The sequence below is a fragment of the Flavobacteriales bacterium genome (assembly GCA_025210295.1).
Taxonomy (GTDB): domain Bacteria; phylum Bacteroidota; class Bacteroidia; order Flavobacteriales_D; family Parvicellaceae; genus S010-51.
The window spans coordinates 116,519-136,846 of sequence record JAOASC010000020.1; the positions used below are offsets into that span (position 1 = coordinate 116,519).

A 20,328-nucleotide genomic window follows, 5' to 3' on the forward strand; every position below is an offset into this window, starting at 1 on the left:
TTAAATAATGCTCCCATCATCTCATCAGCTAATTATCTCATCAGCTCATTATCTAATTGTCTAATTATCAAAGTCCAGCAACTAGACTTCTGAGTTCTTCCTCTATTAGCAATCCTTTTGAGTTAGAAGAAATGGCAAAGGATAACTTAACTTTTCTTTGTTGTTGTTCATCATTAAAAAACTCTATGTTTATTCCGTTTTTAATCACCACCCAAGGGTAAGCAATAACTTTATTGACTAGCACTGTTTTTAACTCTTCCAATTTAACTTGATTGGAAACTGCTAATATTAAGGTTTGATTTTTAATTTGACGATTCGATATGGGCTTTATCAACACATTGGTAAACAATTTACTATATGGCAATTGAACAATTTCGCCATTCTTTAATTCAATGCTCATTTTGGTTTCCCCCATTTTAATGATTCTACCTTTAAAGTCATTAAGTTGGATTTGTTGACCAATAATATCTCCTTTTTGGAACCTAAAAACTGTTCCTTGTACAAAATCACGTAAAATAGTCCAAGTTAACCCTAAGATAATACCAGTTAAAGCCAGTGTTAGAAGTGGTTGATATTTTCCAAATGTATAGACGATTTTAACGACAAATAAAATCCAAACGATGTTACGTATTAGTGGTACATAAAACGCTAGCCAATCATGCCAACGCTCCTTTTTAATCATGCGAATGACAACATGTTGAAGCACCATAAAAAAACTAATAATCCAAAAAGCTTGAATTAATAGCAGGACAATTACTTTTAAAGGGATGTTTTGAAATTCCATTTTTATATCTTCTTAATTAATCAGTTCTTTTCTTCTTAAGTGTCTCACAATTTTTAAAGTAACAAAAGGGTTAATTTGATAATTCTTTACTCCAATCTCATTGATGAGCCCCATTCTGTATAAGCTTTCCACATTATTGAACAATTGTTCCTTATTTTCGAATTTATAAATCTTTTCTAAACGCTTCATTGAAAGCTCTTTATGAAGTAAGATTTGTAATAAGATATTATCTTGTTCAATCGTCAACATATTGGGTAACTCTTGTTGGTCAATAGTATGGTAAACAAGGGTATTATTTTGTACATCCTCTATATTTCCTAACCAAGTATAAAAACAAGCTCCGATATTCCCTTCAGAAACAGCGGCAATTCGTTTAATTATTTGATTTTCTCTACGTTTCCCAAGTTCTTTTTCATGCTTTCCTTTCCATTCATATTGTAACCCTCCACTTCTATGTCTACTAAGAATTGCAATACGAATATCATGAATTTTTAATGGACTTAATGTAATGGTCTCCAATAAATTAGTATCAAGATCAACAACTTTTCGAAGCAACTGATAACTATGTGTATTACAACTCAAAAGAAAAAGAACTTTATGCCTATACTTTTGAATTAGGGAATTAAAATGACTTAAAGACAACGTTCCTTTTTCTGTTCTAGTCCACCACAGCTCTATATCTTCAATCACTACTACAGCATTGTTGGGTAATTGGTTCATCAGCTCATCTATCGATAAATTTTGACCTGAAGCATTCTTAAAGGCTCTTTCGATCAGACGTTCAGCATCACCAAAATTCATTGATGGCTTTTCAATTTTTAAAACTTTCTCAAAACTATTGATATTCAATATATTCTCGATCAGATAACTCATCCCTGAATGGTGCTCTCCTGTAAATAAAATCGCTCCTTTCTTTCCAAATTGATACTTTTCATAAGCATTTGAAAACTGTGAAATTTCACTCATCCTATTCGATAAAGGTGTAGTTGGAGCGTTATGTTTACCAGTAAACAACTGCTGATAGTAAAAAGGTAATTTTTGATTAATCGTCTTAGAAATAGAAATTTTATCTACAAAGGCTCCTATTTTAGAATGAGGATTTTGAAGAGCTTTAGTTCGATACTGATGACTAGATATTGCTAATAGATCTTTTCCTTTTATAATTAATTTATCTACTTTATTATTGGTCTTATCTATTAAGTAACTTGCTCTCCTTGTATATTTTTTGTATCCCTTTTTAGCCTTTTCTCTTCTAATAATACCATTCAAATTTTCTGCTCTCCCCAGTACGATATCATCTACTAAAATAGTCTTGAGATGGGTAATAATATGCTTGATTTCAACAGCTAAGCGCTCACTTACTGTCCCTAAATGCGTAACTGACTCCGAAAGTTCTAATTGAACTTTATCTTTTACTTTTTTCAATAGAATGGCATCCTCCTCTTGGTTGGTGATTGAAAATTGTAACAAACGAATGCTATTTTCCATTTTCAATGATTCTGACTTTACTTCATTAGCTATCAGATGCAGTAAACTATTTACTTCATTGATGATTTCATTTTCAATTAAATAATCTGTTACTCGTCGTACATTTATTTGATCAGGCGCAATATCATCTTGTCGCTGTTCAAATTCATTTAACGCTTTTAACGGAATAACTTCAACATCTCTACAAAATGCTTTAATCTTCTGTTCTATTTCTTCGGTTAATCCTTGTACAAAATGTTCGACATTAAAATCTATCCCTAATTCTAAAAGTTTATTCTCAAGATCTATCAAGTTATCCACCTCCAAGCTATCAGCGTCATCCATTACAGTTTCAGCAATAGCTATGATTGGGTTGATCTCCTTTTCCTGAATCTCAGTATTCAATGCATTAACATGCGGAATGATCGTATCCTTAAGTTTCAATAAACTCACATTAACACTCAATTGGTTAAGTAAGTAACCTGAATTATTTTTCCATGTAGAAGGGTAATTAGATATTGATTCATAAATGGCTTTTAAAGCACTAGCACTTCTTTCTTCTTCTCTAAGAATTACAAGATCTTTTATTTCAAGCTTATTGGCATCTAATAAGATGGTATTACTATACTTTCTACTCAATCTATTGAGCACATTGTACGTACGTTGCTTATACCTCAAAATATGTTGATGTAGGGCCTCTCCTAGTTCTTTTATTGCTGCTCTTTTTTCTGTTTCATCTTTTAACTCAGCCCATTCTAACAGCCATTTTTTGATGACGACATTTAATTGAAATGAAGCCAATCCTATTGTATTCAATTTAGCTTTGAATTCTACTAAATACCCATTTTCATAATGATGTTGCGCAATTGCCTGAATCTTAACTTTAGATTTTGGTTGTTTAGTCCATCTTGTTAATCGTTTCTTTTGCTTAGCTAATTTAGCGGAATCACTTGATTTAATCAGCAATTCATCTGGTGTAAATTCTCGAACTACTTGAAAGGGCAATTCATCTATAGCTCCTTTAATGTTTTTTATTTGATTTTTTATTCCAAGGGCTATTCCCTCGCCTACAGCACTCAACCTATTGTCTTGTATATCAATTAATAATTGCTCAATTTGTTCAAGTACAGCAGCTGTTTCCATATTATCATCAGACAACACTGATGAAAACACTTCATAAACCTTATTTAAGGGGTTATAAACAGCATTCACAAAATTTTCGTTGGACACTAATAATTGTTGATCTAAATGTTCAACGATTGGAGATGCTTCATGGAAAGCAACATTACCCAAAGCAGGAAGTTCTTCTTCAAGTTTAACTTCTAAATGATTGTTGGATATGGTATTGAACTCCTTTTCAATTTTAGAATTGACCCCTAAACCATCATGAAAATGAGAAGATCCTTTAACAATTAATGTTGTTCCTAAAATTGCTAACAAATCATTAGTTGAAGCAACAAAATGTGCTTCATTGGTCTCATCTAATTCTGGTAAGTCTATGATAATTAAATCAGATTCAAAAGAATACGTTTTTACAATTTCATAAAAATTCTTCTGTTCTATTTCATTGTTAATGACTTCTATAGAAACTTGATTTCTTAGCTCTTCTGTTCGTTTTTCAATCGCTTTCTTAATTGAATACTGTAGCCCATTATCATTGTTTAGGAAGAAAAACCTTACAGAAGCATTTGACCAATCACTTGAGGTCATCAATAACTTTGTTAACTGAACTGTAAGGTAGCTAAGTTGTGAGATATCATTCCACCATATATCTATTTTTTGTTTGTTTCCGAATCCTTTTTCAGCATCATAATCTAGAAACAGAACGTTATAGTCTAATTGATGTAATGAATTAGTCAGCGCTGTAAAACGTGTGGGATCTTTAGTATTCCTCGCCCACCCCATTAAGACCGTATTGGGTTCAATACCAGAGAACCCATAGGTTTCTGCAATGACTTCAATTCCTGTATAAATATCTTTACACTCTTGTTTGCGATGAAAAATAGAATCATCATGAATATCATCGAGTGCTACTGATTGTTTATGCTTAGGGAATAATAATTTTGCTGTTTTATTTTCTATCAAGTCAAAATTTGAAATCATCCCATTTCTTCCAGCTATGGATTTACTGAATTCTAAAAGATGGGGTCTTGCTTTAGTACCTCCACTAAACAACAGAATATTGGGCTCCCAGTTTCGATTATGTGTTGTTTTTTTATTTAGATTTTTCAATCCTAATTTAACAACTGAACTCCATACACTCTGCCATACATCTCCAGATCCTAACTCGAGTTGCTTACGTGTTAGCCAAAGGAAAATTATTCCCATAATAAGTACAGAAACCAATGCCGCAACCAAATTAAGCTGAATCATTAGAAGAAATGTAGCAATAGTTCCTACTAGGGGGACAAAAATAGAAATCCTAAATGTTGGACGAAAATCTGGACTTGCCCATTGTTCTAGGAAACATGAAAGATTAATAAACAAATAAGCTGCCATATAAAACATCGCTACGATTTCAGCTATGACATCCAATTCTCCTATCAAAATTCCCAGCTCGGCTAATACAAATGTCAACATTAAAGCTCTACGAGGTTCATTATCTTCTCCGACACCTCGGGCAAAAAATCGAGGAGTAATCTTATCGATTGACATGGCTTGTAAAATACGTGGAGCCCCCAAAATTCCACCTAAAGCAGATGATAAGGTTGCTCCCCAAATTCCAGCTGTTACAAAATAAACTCCATAATACCCAAACTCTACTAATGCATTATTGTTGTTTTGTAATTCTGCTACAGGAATGTTGTAATTAATAAATATTGCAAGTGTTATGTAAACCAATAACCCTGTTCCTATGGCTAACATGGTTCCCCAGGGAATTGATTTTTTAGGATCTTTCAAGTCTCCTGACATTGCTACACCCGCTGTAAAACCTGTTACAGCGGGGAAAAAGATACCAAATAAAACCGAAAAATCAGCTCCTCCAACACCTTCTGCTATTGAAGAAAAATCGAATCCTTTACCATCAGAAGTCCCCATAAAAACTGAGATTAATGAAAGTATGATTAATCCCAAAATGATGTATTGTGACTTAATGGCAATACTTGTACTAATGTAAGCTATGGTAACAATAAGTGCTAATGCAGCTGTACCTATAATCCTCAAATTATTAATCGTTACATCCATCCCTAATACAGGCAGTGCACTTTCTCCAAAACCAATTAAATACAACGCTATACTCAGGGCTGTTGCCACAAAGATCGTGACACCAATAGCTCCTCCAATTGGAAAGCCCAAACTTCTAGAGAGCATGTAATATATACCTCCTGCTTTTATTTTTTTATCTGTAGCAACAGAAGATACACTCAACCCTGTAGAAACAGAGACAATGTGTGCCATTAAAATAATAATGATGACGGTTAACAATGAATCTGCGTTTCCTACAATCCATCCTAAACGCATGTACATGATTACCCCCAATATGGTTAATATTGATGGTGTATATACTCCTCCTAACGTTCCAAATTTTCCTCCGCTTGCCATTCTATTTTGGTTTTAATCACCTAAAATACGGATTTTTTAGTTGATGGGATAGCGAAGCTATTAAGAACTCTATTTAAAGCTCAAAATTATGAAATCAACACTTGAATAAAACCTCCAAAATTATATTTACTATCTCCTTGGTTTCCAAAATACTGCATATTGATGGCTGGACCAAACCTTAATCCTTTTCTATTGACTCCAATACGCCAATTTAAAAAACTATAGTCATGTGCTTTAAGAAAAGCTGTAAAGGCGTCTAACCTAAAATATGGCTGAAAACTTTTTTCATTTTGAAGCACTCGTTCATACAATACAAATAACTCTTTAGCTCCATTGTTGGTTAATTCTATTGTGGGTTGAATGATTAATCCTTTTGCTTTTGAAAATTTTGAATACAAGACTGAAATTACAGGCTTTGCACCTCCAAAAGATTTATAATTCAATCCCACTCCTCCACTAAGGTTAGCTGTAAAATCATAAAACAATACCGATTGATTAAAGAAATTGGTTGTCTCTAAATTTTCATGATCTACTTCTAAATTGAGTAAGTTAAAAAACTTTAGCTTATTATTGTTTACTTGTTTTGTTACGATCATCTTGTATTGGGTATACTCATTTCCCACCATTAATTCTACAGGAATAGGAGGTTGAAAAACGGGTGTAGTATTCTGTCCAAACAGTAAACTCACCTTAAGAAATAATAGTATGCTAAAAATAAATCTCATCGAATAAAATTATGCTGCTTTCTTTTGGGAATTAAACACTCTCCAGTTTAAGCCAAACAAGGCTATAAAAAGTCCTGAAACTCCCAATAAGAAATAATTTAACTCAAATACAGGCAGAAAAAATGAGTTCCAGAAAGGAATAAGAACACCAACAAGTGTATAGCTATAAAAGCCTATTACTTTTTTTCTCCACATCAGGATTACTGCTATAATAGAAATCAGATGTAAGCCAATATATGAGATATAAAAACGATGATCTAACATATCTAAATCATCTAATACAGCCACATCAGGAGTAAAGGATATTAAAAATAATAATCCCAACATAGCTATGGTAATGACGATACTCCATCCTATAGATGCAATAGCTATAATTCGTAAGAAAAGCGGTGGATTTTCTTTACCAAAAACAAGGCGTTTAATTAACCTTAAATTTCGTTTTAAAATTGATATTTCTCTTGTCTCTTCTGTCATCTAATTAAATGTTTACGTTGAGCTGTAAATAATGCGACATAAATCAATGTAATTGCAATAGAACTAAATGGAACTACAAATGTTGCTAATCCTCCAAAGAAGAAATAGGGTACTGCAATGTATGTAAATTGGAAAATCGTGTAGATGATATAACCTATTTTTAACCTAAAGTACATAAAAACCACACCTACCATCGCAAAAATATCAATGAATGTTCGAACTGCATACATGACAGAAATTTTCTCCACCCCTCTTTTCGAGACATCTAGACCAATTTCTTTCCACTGCTCTAACTGGGTTTCTAATATTTCAAATTGAGTTTGGTCTGGTGCGCTTTTCATCTCATCAAAACTTCCAAATGAAATATAGTTTCCTGTATCGGCAACCATCGAGATGATAAACCCAGCAAGGCTCATAAAACACAACACTTTAAGTGGTAAATATGACACTTCTACTGGTTCTTCTTGAGCCTTTGGTGGTCTTTTTTTCTTTCTTCTACCCATTGTTTAAAATAATTAAAACAGCCTTGCAAAGTTCTAAATTATATTGAAATAGAAACTCTTTTTATCTTTTTTTAAAGTTTTGCTACTTTTTATCTTGTATTTTTGTCTTAATATTTAAAATATACTATGCATAATTATACCGCAGAATTACTAAACCATTGTTCTGAATTTGCAAAAGAACTTTTCGAGGAAACAGCTGACCTCTACCCTTTTGGTGCTTTTATTTCAAAGGTAGAACAAGTTCATCCATTAGAGCTAGAGCCTGAAAATAAAAAATCGACTAAAAATGGGCAGGTTGTTGATACCTTGCTAAATTATTTAAAACCTGAATTTGAACGTAAAGAAATTCTTGCTTATGCTACGGTATATGAAGTTACTTTTCAAATCAATGAGGGTGAAGCTCCAACTAATGCTTTTGCTGTAGATATTATTAATAGTGAATCAGAAGAGCCTATTTTTTATTATCCCTATGTCATTGAGGATGGTTTATTTATTTTTGAAGCTCCTTTTGCTGTGAAAAGAGCATAGCTTACTTTCTCTTACCTACTTCTATGGACTTTGTTTACTCATCTAAACGAGAAGAAGCTATAGCTAATTTATTTTTTATCAGCACTTGTTCAGATTTTTTGGTACTAAGCGCCAATGCTTTACTTAAATAGTTAATTTCTTCACTACTATTTTCCTTTAACCGGTGTAATTCAGCTAATAGACAATAGTAATGAGAATGATCAGTTAAATCCAATTTTTGAGCTTCTATTAATGCTTCATCTACAGCTATTGCCATTGCTACAGCATAAACTCTATTCATTGCTATTATTGGTGAGTAATCAATTACTAGCAATTGATTATACAAGTTTAAAATATGTTCCCATTTATTTTGAGATTCTGTAGTATGCCAATAAGCAATTACTGCTTCTAAATGATATTTTGAAACGGAACTTTCTTTCACCGATTTTTTAAGGTAAGTCTTCCCTTTTTCTATCAACTCAAAATTCCATTTAGATTGGTCTTGTTCATTCAATAACAAATCGCCATTTAACCCTTCGATTCTAGCTTCAAACCTAGAAGAATGAAAACACATCAACGCAATTAAAGCTTCAATTTCGGGTTGATTAAACTGTTTTTTTCTACTTAATAAAATTGCTAAACGCATTGCTTCCCAGCACATATCATACCTTATATTTCTTTCATTTACACTGCTGTAATAACCTTCATTAAAAATAAGGTAAATAATTCGTAAAACGGTAGCCATTCTTGCTTTGTATTCTTCTTCAGAAAGCTGCCTTTTAAACTCTATTTTATTTTTTAATTCATTTTTGGCGCGATACAACCTTTTGTTAATAGTCGTTTTATTCGACAATAAAGCTTTGGCTATTTCTTCTATATTGAACCCGCATAAAATCCTTAATGCGAGACAAATTTGAGCCTCTCTATTCAACTGAGGATCGCAGACAACAAAAATCATGTTTAATTGACTATCCTCTATTAGCTCTTCTGTTATTTTGATTTCAGAAAATTGCTCAAATTGTTCCTTGTATTTTGGAGCTATACTTTCATTAAATTTTGCTTTTCTTCTGTAATGATCGAGCAAACTATTTTGAGCGACTTTTCTTAACCATGCTTTTGGGTTTTCAGGAATTCCTTTATGCGCCCACGTTTTCATCGCTTTCATAAAGGCTTCTGAAACGATATCTTCAGCTAATTGGATATCGTTTACCCCATAAAAATTGTAGAGTACAGCAACTAAGTTACTGTACTCTACTTTAAATATTTCTGATAATTTGTCTGTATTCATTTATAACAATGACTTACATTCCCTCAAAAATCATAATATCTCTTACCTCAACTTTACCACCATTCTTTAAAACTGGGCATCCTTTTCCTAAAGCTACAGCTTCATCAATATTGTCGGCTGAAACAACAATATAACCTCCAACAATTTCTTTTAACTCAGCATATGGTCCATCAGTAATCGATCCATCAGCATTTATTGTTTTTCCTTCAAAACCTAAAGCATCTCCTGGATTTTTTAATTTTCCGAGCTCTTCTATTTTCCCCATCCATTCTTGCCAGTCTTTTAGTTCTTCTTGAATTTGTTCTGGCGTTGGGTTTAAATCTGCATCTGGTTCACTATGGAACAACATCATAAAATCTTTCATTTTTTTTAGTTTTTTAAATTAATATTCAATTACTGGACGAATGGCTTTTTGAGAATAGGACCAATATTTTATTTTTTTTCAAAAAAAAAATAAATCGAACATACGATGAATATACGCATTTTTACTTACTAGTTTATACCTTGAAAAAGCATCTTATCTGATAAGCTATTAACCTCGCTACTCTTTCTGATATAATAAAGGCTCCTAAAACAAAGACAACATTCCATTCTCTATAATAGGAGTAGCACTTAATCTTGGAGAAATTTCAGTAAATGCTTTAAAATCTTCTCCTCCGAGCCATGCTTGATCATTCTCTTCGGTTAGGATTACGGGCATTCGCATTTTGGAATTATGTACTTCTCGCATCATTCCCTTTGCTTCGGTTGTCACTATTGTATATGTTTTTTCAATTGCACCTGTTGAAGTATTGTACCATTCACTGTAAAGCCCTCCAAAAGCAAAGAGTTCTCCTTCAGCTATTTCGATCAAATGTTTTAACTTATTTTTTCCTTTTGAATCCCTCCACTGCCATTCATAAAAGCCATCAGAGAGTATAATACATCTATTCTGTACCACATCTTTAAAAGCTGGTTTATCGTACAATGTTTCCATTTTAGCATTAACGGTATACTTTCTTATTTCTTGATCTTTTGCCCAATGAGGAATTAATCCCCAATTTATGTTTTGGATGATTGTAACATCTTCATTGGTAATAACAGGTGTTTGAGGAAAAGTAAAGGCATTGATATGATCTGACACTAAAAAATTTGCTTTGTCTTTTACTTTTGCTTGATACTTTTTTTCTGCTTCTTCTGCCTTTTTCTTTTGTTTATTATGGAAACACATTGGTTTTATACATGAATGGTGATTACTTCATCTAATCGCGTTGTATAACGAGGCGAAAGATGCTCCTGCTTCATTTTCCAAGTCCTTTCGAGGTCTTGACTTGCTAATTTAACTTTTTGCTCTCCTATAGCTAAATTTAATCGGTCTACAGCTTTCATTAAAGCTTTATGTTTAGGATTAGAATTGTTAAACAATACCAATTGCTGTTCTTGTTCTGGGGTGATATCCATTGCTATAACTCCTGCCCTTTTATATGCGTATCCTGCTTTGAAAATATTTTCTAAGCCTTGTATTGCAAATTTCGACAACTCTATATTGGAATTGGTTGAAAATGGTAATTTGACAATAATACTTTTACGGTATTGTGGTAAATCTTTTCTATGTTTATTGGTTCTCAATGACACCATTACAGCGTTACAATTAGAAGCTTCTTTTCTTAATTTTTCTGCACAGCTTATGGCAAATGTTACAACGCGCTCTCTAACTTGTTCATACTCTTTATAGTTTCCATCAAATGTTCGTGTTGTCGCAATGTTTTTTCTTGTTTTAACTTCTGTTAATTTAAGTGTAGGGACTCCTGTTAAATCTTGTTTTAGGCGTAATCCTACAACAGACATTCTTTTTCTGACCCAAGCATCAGGTTTTAACGTAAAATCGTATGCATTGTAAATTCCTCTATCTTCTAACTTGATAGCTTGTCTTCTTCCTATCCCCCATACCTCTCCTATTTTTAACCATTTTAAAGCTTTTATGCGTTTTTCTTCATTATCTATAACATAAACATTGTTGGTTCTATCCGAAAACTTTTTGGCGATCTTATTGGCTACTTTTGCTAATGCCTTAGTTGGCGCTATACCTATACTTATTGGAATTCCTGTATTCTTAGTAACTACATTTCTTATTTTATTGCCATATTCCTCAATAGCATTAGCTTTGATCCCCTCTAGTTTTAAAAAGGCTTCATCAATGCTATAGACTTCTATTTCTGGTGTAAACGTTCTTAATGTAGTCATAACACGGTTACTTAAATCTCCATAAAGTGGATAGTTTGAAGAAAACACATGAATCTGGTGACCTTTAAACGCTTTTCTAAATTTAAAAGCAGGCATTCCCATGGGAATATAGGGTTTGGCCTCATTACTACGTGCAATGACGCATCCATCATTATTCGATAGAATCACAATAGGTTTATCCTTTAAATCTGGACGAAAAACACGTTCGCAAGAAGCATAAAAATTATTACAATCGACTAAAGCATACATCTTAAAAGGATTTGATAACATGGATAACGATTCCCCAAATAATAAAATCGTTGTCTTTGGTAACCTTGATCGGTTGGAACTTTTTATTAGCTGGTACTAACCAACAACAATCTTTATCAAATTTGATTGTCTTCATGGTGAATTCTCCGTCTAAAAAACAGACTGCTATTTTACCATTTTGTGGCATTAAGCTTTTATCTATAATTACCAAATCTCCTGAATCGATTCCCATATCCTCCATGCTTTGTCCATTTACTCGAGCATAGAAAGTAGATGCAGGGTTGGGGATAAGTTCTTTATTTAAATCGATTGCTAAATCTAAAAAGTCCTGTGCTGGAGATGGGAAACCAGCACTGACACCTCCATCAGCTAATGGAATAGAAAGCTTTTTACTTGCTTCTATCCTATAGAGGTCTAAGCCTCTTTTTTTATGGTTTTCTTTTAGCTTCAAATCACAACACTTTGTACAAATGTATCGTATTGTACACGTAATTTTATTACGTTGTTGAAATGTTGTCGTTTATGGTTGATAAAATTAACTCATCTTTGAAATATAGTCAGATGAATCTCATCTCCCATTTCTGGCTCTTGATCGTTTGAATTAAAAACCTTCTTTAACCCTAATTGTTCAAATGCTTCGACATAGTTTTTATTTAAGAGCCAAGGTGGACCATTTTCGAATGTTCTTTTGGAGTATTGAATTTCTGTAATCATCACCAATGATCCATTATCTGCTACCAAATCAGCAACATTTTTGATGAGTGTTTTTTCATATTTTGGAGGTAAAGCTTGAATGGTAAATATTTCCAAAACTAAATCATATTGCTTATGCCATTCTTCGATTCCTGCAATTAAATCAGCTTGAACAAACGTTACCTTAGTATTGGGAAATCTTTTTTTACAAAGTTCAATCGCGCTATTCGACACATCAAATGCGGTCACCTCATAACCTTTGGTTTCGAGTTCAATCGCATCATCTCCCAACCCACATCCAATTACTAACGCTTTTTTCCCATTTCCAACTGACGCTTGACCATCCAACCATTTTTTGAATATAGGATGAGGCGCCATATTCGCCCATGGCACACCTTCTCCAGATTCTGAAGTCTGTGAATAGAGCGTTTCAAACCAATCATTGGGTTGCTCTTCTTTTACTCCTAGTTGATTTCTTAATGCTTCACTCATAATGTTTATGCTTCCAATTTAATATAGGGTAAAGTTAGGGATTATTTTAGGACTTAATTGGTATAAACAAAAAAGCTGTTGGGTAGTTGTCCAACAGCTTTTATATCGATTAAACGACCTGATAAGATTACTTTCTCTTTTTCATCTCTTTATAATGTTTAATCTGCTTGCTCAGTGCTTTACCTTTTTTATTCTTTTCCTGAACGGTTGATTCAAAATGCTGCTGTTCTTTTAGCAGTTTCTTATAATTTTCAAATAAAGCTGGCTCTATTTCATGATTATTCAAAGCTAATAAGATAGCACATCCTGGTTCTACTGTATGAGTGCAATCATTATACTTACATTGAGTTGATAAAGCATTTATACTTTCAAATGTTGCTGCTACACCTTTACCAGAAGTTGCTATTCCTACTTCTCGCATTCCTGGGGTATCGATCAGCATTCCTCCATTCTCCAATATTTTTAAGGCTCTATGGGTTGTTGTATGCTTTCCTCGATTAGAGGATAAACTAATATTAGCCGTTTTTAAAACCTCACTTTTTAATAAAGTATTTAGCAACGTGGTTTTTCCTACTCCTGAAGATCCTAAAAGGCAATAAGTTTTGCTTGGTCCTATCTGTTTTTGAAATACTTCTACTCCTTTTAAAGATTTACTACTCGTAAGGCATATAGGAACATCTTTAATTCTTTGCCTAAGCTTTTCTACTAATTCTGCAGTTTTTAAAGCATCAATAAGATCTACCTTATTCAGCACAATAATTGGTTCGATATTGGCTTCATAACAAATGACTAGGTACCTTTCAATTCTATTGATGCTAAAATCTCTATCTACAGCTTGTACAATAAAGGCTTTATCTAGATTACTGGCAATAATTTGTTTTTCACCTTTTTTTCCTACTGATTTTCTTTCGATTACAGATTTGCGAGGTAATAACGCATGAATAAACGCGTTATCACTTTCATAGGTTGATATTGCTACCCAATCTCCTACTGCGGGAAAGTCTACTCGACTTTGAGCTGTATAACGAAGATTCCCAATAATTTCGGCTTCATACTCTTGTTGTGCTGTTCTTACAATATATCTTTCTTTATATTCTGCGATGACTCTACCAACTGAAAAATGTTCTAATCCTTGAGCTTTTCTATAGTCTTCTAACACAGTTGTATATCCTAATTTTGCTAGTTCCATTTTTATCTTTTTAAGCATTGAGGTTAATTTTAGGAGCTTTCTTTTCTTTCTGCGGAAATTTTTGATCAAATTCCTCTAACTCCTCTTTCGAATAATTAATGGATTTATTCATCAAAAACCTTCCTTTGCTCCCATTGAGTGAAGCTTTTGATAATTCTAATGCCATAAATGCATCAAAGTTTTTTCCATCTTCTGTAGTGATTTCAAAATCACCAGCATTTTTAAAACCGAAGCGGTGATAATAATCAGGGTTTCCATATAGTAGCATTCCACTATATCCCATTTGTTTTGCCACAACAATCAAATGATTAATCAATTGTGTTCCCCAACCTTGATTTTGATGATTTTGATGAATTGAAACAGGCCCAACGAGCAATGCTTCATTTGTTGAACCGTGATGCTCAACAATCATAGCTCTGATTGCAATAACATGCCCTATGATTCTTGTCCCCTGTAACAGTACAAGGTCCAATTCTTCTATATAATCATTACTCTTACGATGCTTGTGTAATATTAAATGTTCTGAGCATCCTGGCTGATATAAATTCCAAAAGGTTTCTCTTGTTAAATATTCTGTTTGCTTATATTCTGATTTTTTTACTTTTCTGATATTGATATTCATGATAGAAATAATTTACGCATACCAAATCTTCAGCAATAAACTGAATAATTTACCATGCTTTAATACGAATGCTATGTACAAGACACAACACCCCTAATCACATAATATGTGATTTAAGAAATTACTATTCGATTTTAGGGAAGAATTTTCCCTCCTGAAAATACGATGACCAATAATTGTTTAGGTCATCTATTTTACAATATCCGTATGTAAAATTAGCTCTACTTTATTCATAAAAATCTTTCAATATCTAGCTATAGATATTGGTACAAAGGTACGATTTTTTTAGGAACTAATTCTTTGTGATTAATTTTTCTGCTTTAGCATTGATGTAAAAAGCGTAAGCTCGATATTCGTTACTTAGGTGAAATCACCCATTCATTGGTTTAAACATTTTTAACCATAATTAATTGATCTTTTATTTATCCCCAAAGTCTAGAAGAAGTTAAGCGCAGACTTTGAAACGAGCCATCATTTTAGAATGTAGTACGATCTTTTCTATTCTTTACATTGTTGGAGAATATTTTATTTTTTAATTCGTTTCTTTTTAATCTCTTGAACACCTGCCTTAGTGACTATAATTTCAGAAACTTTTCCTTTTTTATTCTTCACGAATTCAACTGTCTTATAGTTATTATTGGAACAGAAAAATTTCACATTAGATTCTGGTAACAATTCTGTTTCATAGTCCAAATAGTATAACTTTTCATTCTTTTTAAGAATTATAATATTTCCATAAGTTCCTATATAATCAGTATAAAGATTAGGATCTATCTTGACCTGAATATGTTGATATGGTAGTTCAACTGGTTTGTCAAAAATGATTGCAGCAAGTCCGTATGCAATTAAGTAAGATGGTGATTGGTTGTTTGATAATAATGTAATAAAAATATTATCATCCGTATATCTATTGAACGAAGTCATAGCTCCAAAGAAACCTCCATCATGTGCTATTAATACATGATTCTGATTATAAAAAGGATTGATTAAAAGACCTAAACCAAATTTTTGGTCATTATATGAGGTAAACATTTTATTTTTAGAAACTTCACTAAGCAAAATAGTACTGTCAAATAATGCTTTATTCCATAAATATAAATCATCCACTGTAGAGTATACTCCATCATGTCCAATATTGAAGTTCCAATTTATATAAGGGTTTTTAACCCAAACATTGTCTTTTTTATAATAGTTTTTTACAGCTTTAGAGACAATTGAATCATTATTACTAATTCCCGAATTATACATTTTTGCTTTATCAAATACGTTTAATTTCAAATAGGTGGCATATGATTGATTGGACGCTTTTTCTATAATTCGAGCCAATAAATAGTAACCGATATTACTATATGCTGTTTTTGAACCTGGCTCAAATAATAAAGGCTTTTGCATAATATAGTTTGCAACAGTATCTTTATCTAAAGCTGTTTTAGCTAGATATAGTTCGTCATAGTCCATTTGAAAACCTGCATTATGAGTTAACATCATTTTTATTGTGATTTGCTCTCCATAAGAAAAATTGGGATAATACTTACTCAGTTTATCTTCGAGCGATATTTTTCCATTTTCAACAAGCTGTAAAATGGCTACAGCAGTAAATTGTTTGGAAACAGAGGCTAAACTAAACTTTGAATCTATTGTATTGGGAATTTCCCATTCAAGATCTGCATACCCATAGGCTTTTTTAAGCAAAACAGAATCATTTTTTGTTATAAGTACTGTTCCTGAAAAGCCATTAATATTCGCTTGCGCATCCATATAACTTTCTAGTTTCGACTTATTTTGAGAATGCACAAGTGTTGTCATCAACATCAGTAAAATTGTAATATACTTCATTTAGTTTGGAGTTGGTTATTTTTAGTTTAGTTCTTCTCTTATTACATTTGCATCAAATCCTTTAGTTATCAGCCCTATTGCCAGAACTATTTCCAATAATGCTGTTGGGAAAGCTAAAGCAATATAAGCTGGTGTAATAATATTGATAACCTCAAACATCAAAAGAAAGCTCGCCACAACACTACTCAATAGTGTTGCTACAAGTCCCCATACAGATAGCCATCTAGGTATAAGTTTTGATTGATACAGAATGTAATAAAACATAAAGTTTCCCACGCTAATAATTAAAGGCATAGCTACATGATTAATTAAATCTCGAGCCGATCGCAATAAATTATCTATTGTTTGAAAAGGAGAGAATTCAGGGCTTCCTGCTTTTTCAAATTCCTGACCTAAATCCACTATTAAGAGTATGCTTAACCAACCAATAAATAGGAATACTACAGCAATCATTCTAAAAGCGAGAAAACCAATTGTCAAACTTTTATTAAATCTTTTTAATAATGAATACAGGACAATGGGAATACTAGCATAAATAACAGCTAAGATAAATTGCATCAAAGCCCTAATTAATATTGGGGTTGCATTTTTAGAAATCGCAGGAAGGTTATTCGGCTCGTCTATAACTGCATCTACACTTAGAATCCCCACAACTATACTAAGTATTAATAATACACCAATTGCAATTGATTTTTTTTTGATTCCGTTCATCATATTTTCGTTTAATAAATTTCGCGAATTATGTTTTAAATAATCAATTTCAATTATTTAAAATTAGGTCATAATTCAACCACAAAAATAGGATGACGTAACTTTTAACTTATTGACTTAAGTTAAGAACTCAAGTTATTTTTTCATCAACCTCTTTCTAATTCGACTCAAAGATTCTGGTTGGACTCCTAAGTAGCTCGCTATTTGATATTGAGAAGCTCTTTGCATTAGATTCGGTCTTGTTTTTAGCATATATAAATATCGCTCTTCAGGGCTAGATGTTTTAAATTCAGTAAACGTCTCTTGATTTTTTGTCAGTATAACTTCTGCGATTATCCTTGATAAAGATTCTAATTGTGGGTACTTGCTATACATTTCTTTTTCCAAAGCTGGATTGCCAACATTGACTACAGTATCTTCAATACATTCTAAGTAATACTTAGAGGGTATTGATTTTGCATAATTGGCTGGTGTAACAATTTGTTCTTCGGTATAAAATTCAATTGTTTTTTCTTCTCCATCTTTTAAAAAATAACTCCTAATACAACCTTCTAATATGAAATAACATTCATTTGAAAAACCACCTTCTTTAAGTAAAATGTCTCCCTTTTTATAACTTTTGAAAAACGCACTTTCTTTAATAGCGTTCGCTAACTCTTTTGTAATTACAGTATATTTTGAGAGGTACTCTATTATTTGTTTTTCCATAATTTTTATTCCATCTAATTCTTTATTGTGTATAATATTGAATGCTATCCTATTGGTAGGTAGAAGTTGCAAAAGAACTACAAGATAACAAACCTTAGAAAAATATTCAATACTTATCCTTTGTTTATCTTTAAATTTATAAAGCTACAACTTAGTCGCTTCTCTGCATTGGTTAAACCTTAACTTTCGGAGCACTATGATATGTACAAAGGAGTAGTTATCAGTCTTTCATTGGGAGTTGTCCCCCCTTCTCCTAACCAGATTTGCTTATTTTCTTCCATAAGAAAAACGGTAGCTTATAAAGTTGGAAACTACAAGATTTTGACAAACAAGAAATAGATAAAAAGAAAATTAAACAGATATTCCTGGTTAAAGTTGTAAGCAGGGAGAATTGTTAGGTATATACTATGAATAAAAGAAACTACCCACCATCAAGATAAGACAACATAAAACAAGGAATGTTTTTAGGCTTAATACTGGTTATAGTAATATTAGCTATTGAAGGGCTTAAAAGTTTAGGTGTGATATAAAAATTACAGGTGTTTTACAGTAAAGATTTTAAGTATTTACACCTATTTGCTAGTGTTAAACACCTAACAAGACTGACTTGACTTGACTTTTGCTTATTTTTGTAAAAAAAATAATGGAATTAAGTGAGCTAAATAATTTAATCAAAAGCATTTCCCCAGTAACAAATTTAAAAGATTCTAAAATTATTTTCGACAACCTTTTAGGATATATTTCTCATAAAAACGAGTTAAATGATAATGAAATAAATATTTTAAATTCATTATTCTTATTGAATTCACACATCAGAAAGTTAGAAAATCAAGACACATCTTTACCTTCTTTATATACTAAATTTTCTACAAAAGCTGGACTAGCATTGAGAAATATATTGGCTGAGAATATATAGGTTACATTAATATTGTAGTGTGTTTTATTAATTTATTAGGATAGTATTTATTAACTAATAAAGAAATGAAAAAACAAAATAAATTATAAATATGTTAGAGTTTATCTTATCAATAATTTTCATTGGAATTATTTTATACTTTTTTAATCGTTATCAGAATAAAAAACAAGAAGAGTTAAGAAATCAAAACCTTAAACGATATGAAAAGTTTAGAGAATTCATTAAGGACTATGATAAAACTATAGAAGAATTAAAAACTGCTCCAGTTAAGAAGGTTAATTATACTTTAAGTGTAATCATGCCTAAATACGGCCTTATGCTACCTTTACTAAAATATAAAGAAAGAATAAATAACTGGGATGATACAATAAAAGGCTTAAAAGACCTAGACGTTAATTTAATAAAAAGTAATGTCAAAGATATTGAAAAACGTTTTTTTCTTATCGATAAATATGGCGAAGTTTCAGGTGATAAATTGTACAATCATGACTACTTTATTGGAATGACTGAAGAGATGCTAATCGATACTAAAGGATTTCCAACCAAAAAAGAAAAAGAAGAATTAAAGACAAAAACTAAGTTAATCTATATATATGGAAACAAATCATCAGGCGATGTTTTCACCTTTGTAAATGGTTTATGTGAACGATATATAGATAGATAAGAAAAATATATTAGATTTCAGAACTTAAATCGAAACATTTATTAAGGAGTATTAAAAATATAGGAATTAAAACTTTAATACTAATTATTATATAACAATCTTAACTTTATGAATAAAGAAGAAAAAATTAAAATTATTTTAGAACGACATCCTAAATATAGAAATTGTTCCATAACCAAAGACTTATTACCAAAACTTAATATAGAATATTGTATAACGAATAATAGCACTAAGACATCAAAGCTATATCTTGAATATAACGATAAAAAATCACCAAATGTAAATTTAGATATAATCAACAATTACTCTGAACAGTATAAAACACTAATGAAAAGTAAAAAAAATTTAGAAAGTAAACTTTTAGACTTTTCAATAATATTAATTATTCCATATACTGATTTTAACGTAAATTTTGTAAACAATCATATACCTATGGGATTTTTATATACTGACCTAACAGATCCCTTAGAAATTGGTTTTTTTCATCCAACCTCTAAACGTTTAATATATAAAAGTGATTATGATGGTGGTATAATGGATTTTTCAAGTGGGTTTATTGACGAAAAAGATTAATTTTTTGAAATGGATTGTTTTTAGATTTAATACTGGTTATAGTAATATTAGCTATTGAAGGGCTTAAAAGTTTAGGTGAGTTGTAAGATATACTAAATTTTCTATAAAGAATTAAGCTCTTAGTATTATTAAGTCAAGCTAGAAATATTTAAATAAAACTG

The 20,328-nt window shown here is 31.7% G+C and carries 20 protein-coding genes; 4 read left to right on the forward strand and 16 right to left on the reverse strand.

Features of this window, described 5'->3' with window-relative positions:
- Positions 1–67: 67 nt before the first annotated feature.
- From N4A35_06525 to N4A35_06545, 5 genes are all read right to left on the reverse strand, one after another.
- On the reverse strand, positions 68–784 hold the full coding sequence (locus N4A35_06525) for a mechanosensitive ion channel (protein ID MCT4581056.1): 717 nt from the start codon (positions 782–784) through the stop codon (positions 68–70).
- 12 nt (positions 785–796) lie between these two features.
- The gene (locus N4A35_06530) at positions 797–5,794 is read right to left on the reverse strand and encodes an amino acid permease (protein MCT4581057.1); all 4,998 of its coding nucleotides are present in this window, start codon (positions 5,792–5,794) and stop codon (positions 797–799) included.
- A gap of 86 nt (positions 5,795–5,880) precedes the next feature.
- Complete coding sequence (locus tag N4A35_06535) at positions 5,881–6,519, reverse strand: hypothetical protein (protein ID MCT4581058.1); 639 nt, start codon at positions 6,517–6,519, stop codon at positions 5,881–5,883.
- 9 nt (positions 6,520–6,528) lie between these two features.
- The gene (locus tag N4A35_06540) at positions 6,529–6,993 is read right to left on the reverse strand and encodes a hypothetical protein (protein ID MCT4581059.1); all 465 of its coding nucleotides are present in this window, start codon (positions 6,991–6,993) and stop codon (positions 6,529–6,531) included.
- The gene (locus N4A35_06545) at positions 6,990–7,496 is read right to left on the reverse strand and encodes a hypothetical protein (GenBank protein MCT4581060.1); all 507 of its coding nucleotides are present in this window, start codon (positions 7,494–7,496) and stop codon (positions 6,990–6,992) included. The genes N4A35_06540 and N4A35_06545 overlap by 4 nt, the downstream gene beginning before the upstream one ends.
- 126 nt (positions 7,497–7,622) lie before the next feature.
- Here N4A35_06545 and N4A35_06550 point away from each other — a divergent pair, with 126 nt between their 5' ends.
- Positions 7,623–8,024, forward strand: a complete 402-nt coding sequence (locus tag N4A35_06550) for a hypothetical protein (protein MCT4581061.1) — start codon at positions 7,623–7,625, stop codon at positions 8,022–8,024.
- Between the two features lie 34 nt (positions 8,025–8,058).
- Here N4A35_06550 and N4A35_06555 read toward each other — a convergent pair whose 3' ends face one another.
- The 11 genes from N4A35_06555 to N4A35_06605 form a co-directional block, all read right to left on the reverse strand.
- A complete protein-coding gene (locus N4A35_06555; protein MCT4581062.1) occupies positions 8,059–9,291 on the reverse strand; it encodes a sigma-70 family RNA polymerase sigma factor in 1,233 nt (410 codons plus the stop codon).
- A gap of 13 nt (positions 9,292–9,304) precedes the next feature.
- Complete coding sequence (locus tag N4A35_06560) at positions 9,305–9,655, reverse strand: YciI family protein (protein ID MCT4581063.1); 351 nt, start codon at positions 9,653–9,655, stop codon at positions 9,305–9,307.
- A 204-nt stretch (positions 9,656–9,859) separates the two neighbouring features.
- Complete coding sequence (locus N4A35_06565) at positions 9,860–10,501, reverse strand: SOS response-associated peptidase (protein MCT4581064.1); 642 nt, start codon at positions 10,499–10,501, stop codon at positions 9,860–9,862.
- A gap of 5 nt (positions 10,502–10,506) precedes the next feature.
- Complete coding sequence (locus tag N4A35_06570; GenBank protein MCT4581065.1) at positions 10,507–11,763, reverse strand: Y-family DNA polymerase; 1,257 nt, start codon at positions 11,761–11,763, stop codon at positions 10,507–10,509.
- 1 nt (position 11,764) lies between these two features.
- A complete protein-coding gene (gene umuD / locus N4A35_06575; GenBank protein ID MCT4581066.1) occupies positions 11,765–12,214 on the reverse strand; it encodes a translesion error-prone DNA polymerase V autoproteolytic subunit in 450 nt (149 codons plus the stop codon).
- 89 nt (positions 12,215–12,303) lie between these two features.
- Positions 12,304–12,948 carry a class I SAM-dependent methyltransferase gene (locus tag N4A35_06580; protein ID MCT4581067.1) on the reverse strand — a complete coding sequence of 215 codons (645 nt, stop codon included), beginning with the start codon at positions 12,946–12,948 and terminating at the stop codon, positions 12,304–12,306.
- Positions 12,949–13,075: 127 nt separating this feature from the next.
- A complete protein-coding gene (gene rsgA / locus N4A35_06585; protein MCT4581068.1) occupies positions 13,076–14,137 on the reverse strand; it encodes a ribosome small subunit-dependent GTPase A in 1,062 nt (353 codons plus the stop codon).
- A gap of 10 nt (positions 14,138–14,147) precedes the next feature.
- The gene (locus N4A35_06590) at positions 14,148–14,759 is read right to left on the reverse strand and encodes an N-acetyltransferase (GenBank protein ID MCT4581069.1); all 612 of its coding nucleotides are present in this window, start codon (positions 14,757–14,759) and stop codon (positions 14,148–14,150) included.
- Between the two features lie 525 nt (positions 14,760–15,284).
- Positions 15,285–16,595, reverse strand: a complete 1,311-nt coding sequence (locus N4A35_06595; protein MCT4581070.1) for a beta-lactamase family protein — start codon at positions 16,593–16,595, stop codon at positions 15,285–15,287.
- A 21-nt stretch (positions 16,596–16,616) separates the two neighbouring features.
- Positions 16,617–17,306 (reverse strand): DUF4386 domain-containing protein, encoded by a 690-nt coding sequence (locus N4A35_06600; GenBank protein ID MCT4581071.1) that lies wholly within the window; start codon positions 17,304–17,306, stop codon positions 16,617–16,619.
- A 135-nt stretch (positions 17,307–17,441) separates the two neighbouring features.
- On the reverse strand, positions 17,442–18,014 hold the full coding sequence (locus N4A35_06605; GenBank protein ID MCT4581072.1) for a Crp/Fnr family transcriptional regulator: 573 nt from the start codon (positions 18,012–18,014) through the stop codon (positions 17,442–17,444).
- A gap of 643 nt (positions 18,015–18,657) precedes the next feature.
- On the opposite strand from N4A35_06605, the gene N4A35_06610 reads away from it, so the two are divergent.
- From N4A35_06610 to N4A35_06620, 3 genes are all read left to right on the forward strand, one after another.
- Positions 18,658–18,930 carry a hypothetical protein gene (locus N4A35_06610; GenBank protein ID MCT4581073.1) on the forward strand — a complete coding sequence of 91 codons (273 nt, stop codon included), beginning with the start codon at positions 18,658–18,660 and terminating at the stop codon, positions 18,928–18,930.
- Between the two features lie 91 nt (positions 18,931–19,021).
- A complete protein-coding gene (locus N4A35_06615) occupies positions 19,022–19,594 on the forward strand; it encodes a hypothetical protein (protein MCT4581074.1) in 573 nt (190 codons plus the stop codon).
- A gap of 108 nt (positions 19,595–19,702) precedes the next feature.
- On the forward strand, positions 19,703–20,167 hold the full coding sequence (locus N4A35_06620) for a hypothetical protein (protein ID MCT4581075.1): 465 nt from the start codon (positions 19,703–19,705) through the stop codon (positions 20,165–20,167).
- Positions 20,168–20,328: the final 161 nt, after the last annotated feature.

Bases quoted from the DNA above. Each gene is read 5' to 3' on its own strand.
- N4A35_06570 (MCT4581065.1), bottom strand. From the start codon at position 11,763: ATGTATGCTTTAGTCGATTGTAATAATTTTTATGCTTCTTGCGAACGT.
- N4A35_06615 (MCT4581074.1), top strand. From the start codon at position 19,022: ATGTTAGAGTTTATCTTATCAATAATTTTCATTGGAATTATTTTATAC.
- N4A35_06590 (MCT4581069.1), bottom strand. From the start codon at position 14,759: ATGAATATCAATATCAGAAAAGTAAAAAAATCAGAATATAAGCAAACA.
- N4A35_06595 (MCT4581070.1), bottom strand. From the start codon at position 16,595: ATGAAGTATATTACAATTTTACTGATGTTGATGACAACACTTGTGCAT.
- N4A35_06610 (MCT4581073.1), top strand. From the start codon at position 18,658: ATGGAATTAAGTGAGCTAAATAATTTAATCAAAAGCATTTCCCCAGTA.
- N4A35_06565 (MCT4581064.1), bottom strand. From the start codon at position 10,501: ATGTGTTTCCATAATAAACAAAAGAAAAAGGCAGAAGAAGCAGAAAAA.
- rsgA (MCT4581068.1), bottom strand. From the start codon at position 14,137: ATGGAACTAGCAAAATTAGGATATACAACTGTGTTAGAAGACTATAGA.
- N4A35_06530 (MCT4581057.1), bottom strand. From the start codon at position 5,794: ATGGCAAGCGGAGGAAAATTTGGAACGTTAGGAGGAGTATATACACCA.
- N4A35_06550 (MCT4581061.1), top strand. From the start codon at position 7,623: ATGCATAATTATACCGCAGAATTACTAAACCATTGTTCTGAATTTGCA.
- N4A35_06545 (MCT4581060.1), bottom strand. From the start codon at position 7,496: ATGGGTAGAAGAAAGAAAAAAAGACCACCAAAGGCTCAAGAAGAACCA.
- N4A35_06560 (MCT4581063.1), bottom strand. From the start codon at position 9,655: ATGAAAGATTTTATGATGTTGTTCCATAGTGAACCAGATGCAGATTTA.
- N4A35_06600 (MCT4581071.1), bottom strand. From the start codon at position 17,306: ATGAACGGAATCAAAAAAAAATCAATTGCAATTGGTGTATTATTAATA.
- N4A35_06535 (MCT4581058.1), bottom strand. From the start codon at position 6,519: ATGAGATTTATTTTTAGCATACTATTATTTCTTAAGGTGAGTTTACTG.
- N4A35_06620 (MCT4581075.1), top strand. From the start codon at position 19,703: ATGAATAAAGAAGAAAAAATTAAAATTATTTTAGAACGACATCCTAAA.
- N4A35_06580 (MCT4581067.1), bottom strand. From the start codon at position 12,948: ATGAGTGAAGCATTAAGAAATCAACTAGGAGTAAAAGAAGAGCAACCC.
- N4A35_06605 (MCT4581072.1), bottom strand. From the start codon at position 18,014: ATGGAAAAACAAATAATAGAGTACCTCTCAAAATATACTGTAATTACA.
- N4A35_06540 (MCT4581059.1), bottom strand. From the start codon at position 6,993: ATGACAGAAGAGACAAGAGAAATATCAATTTTAAAACGAAATTTAAGG.
- N4A35_06555 (MCT4581062.1), bottom strand. From the start codon at position 9,291: ATGAATACAGACAAATTATCAGAAATATTTAAAGTAGAGTACAGTAAC.
- N4A35_06525 (MCT4581056.1), bottom strand. From the start codon at position 784: ATGGAATTTCAAAACATCCCTTTAAAAGTAATTGTCCTGCTATTAATT.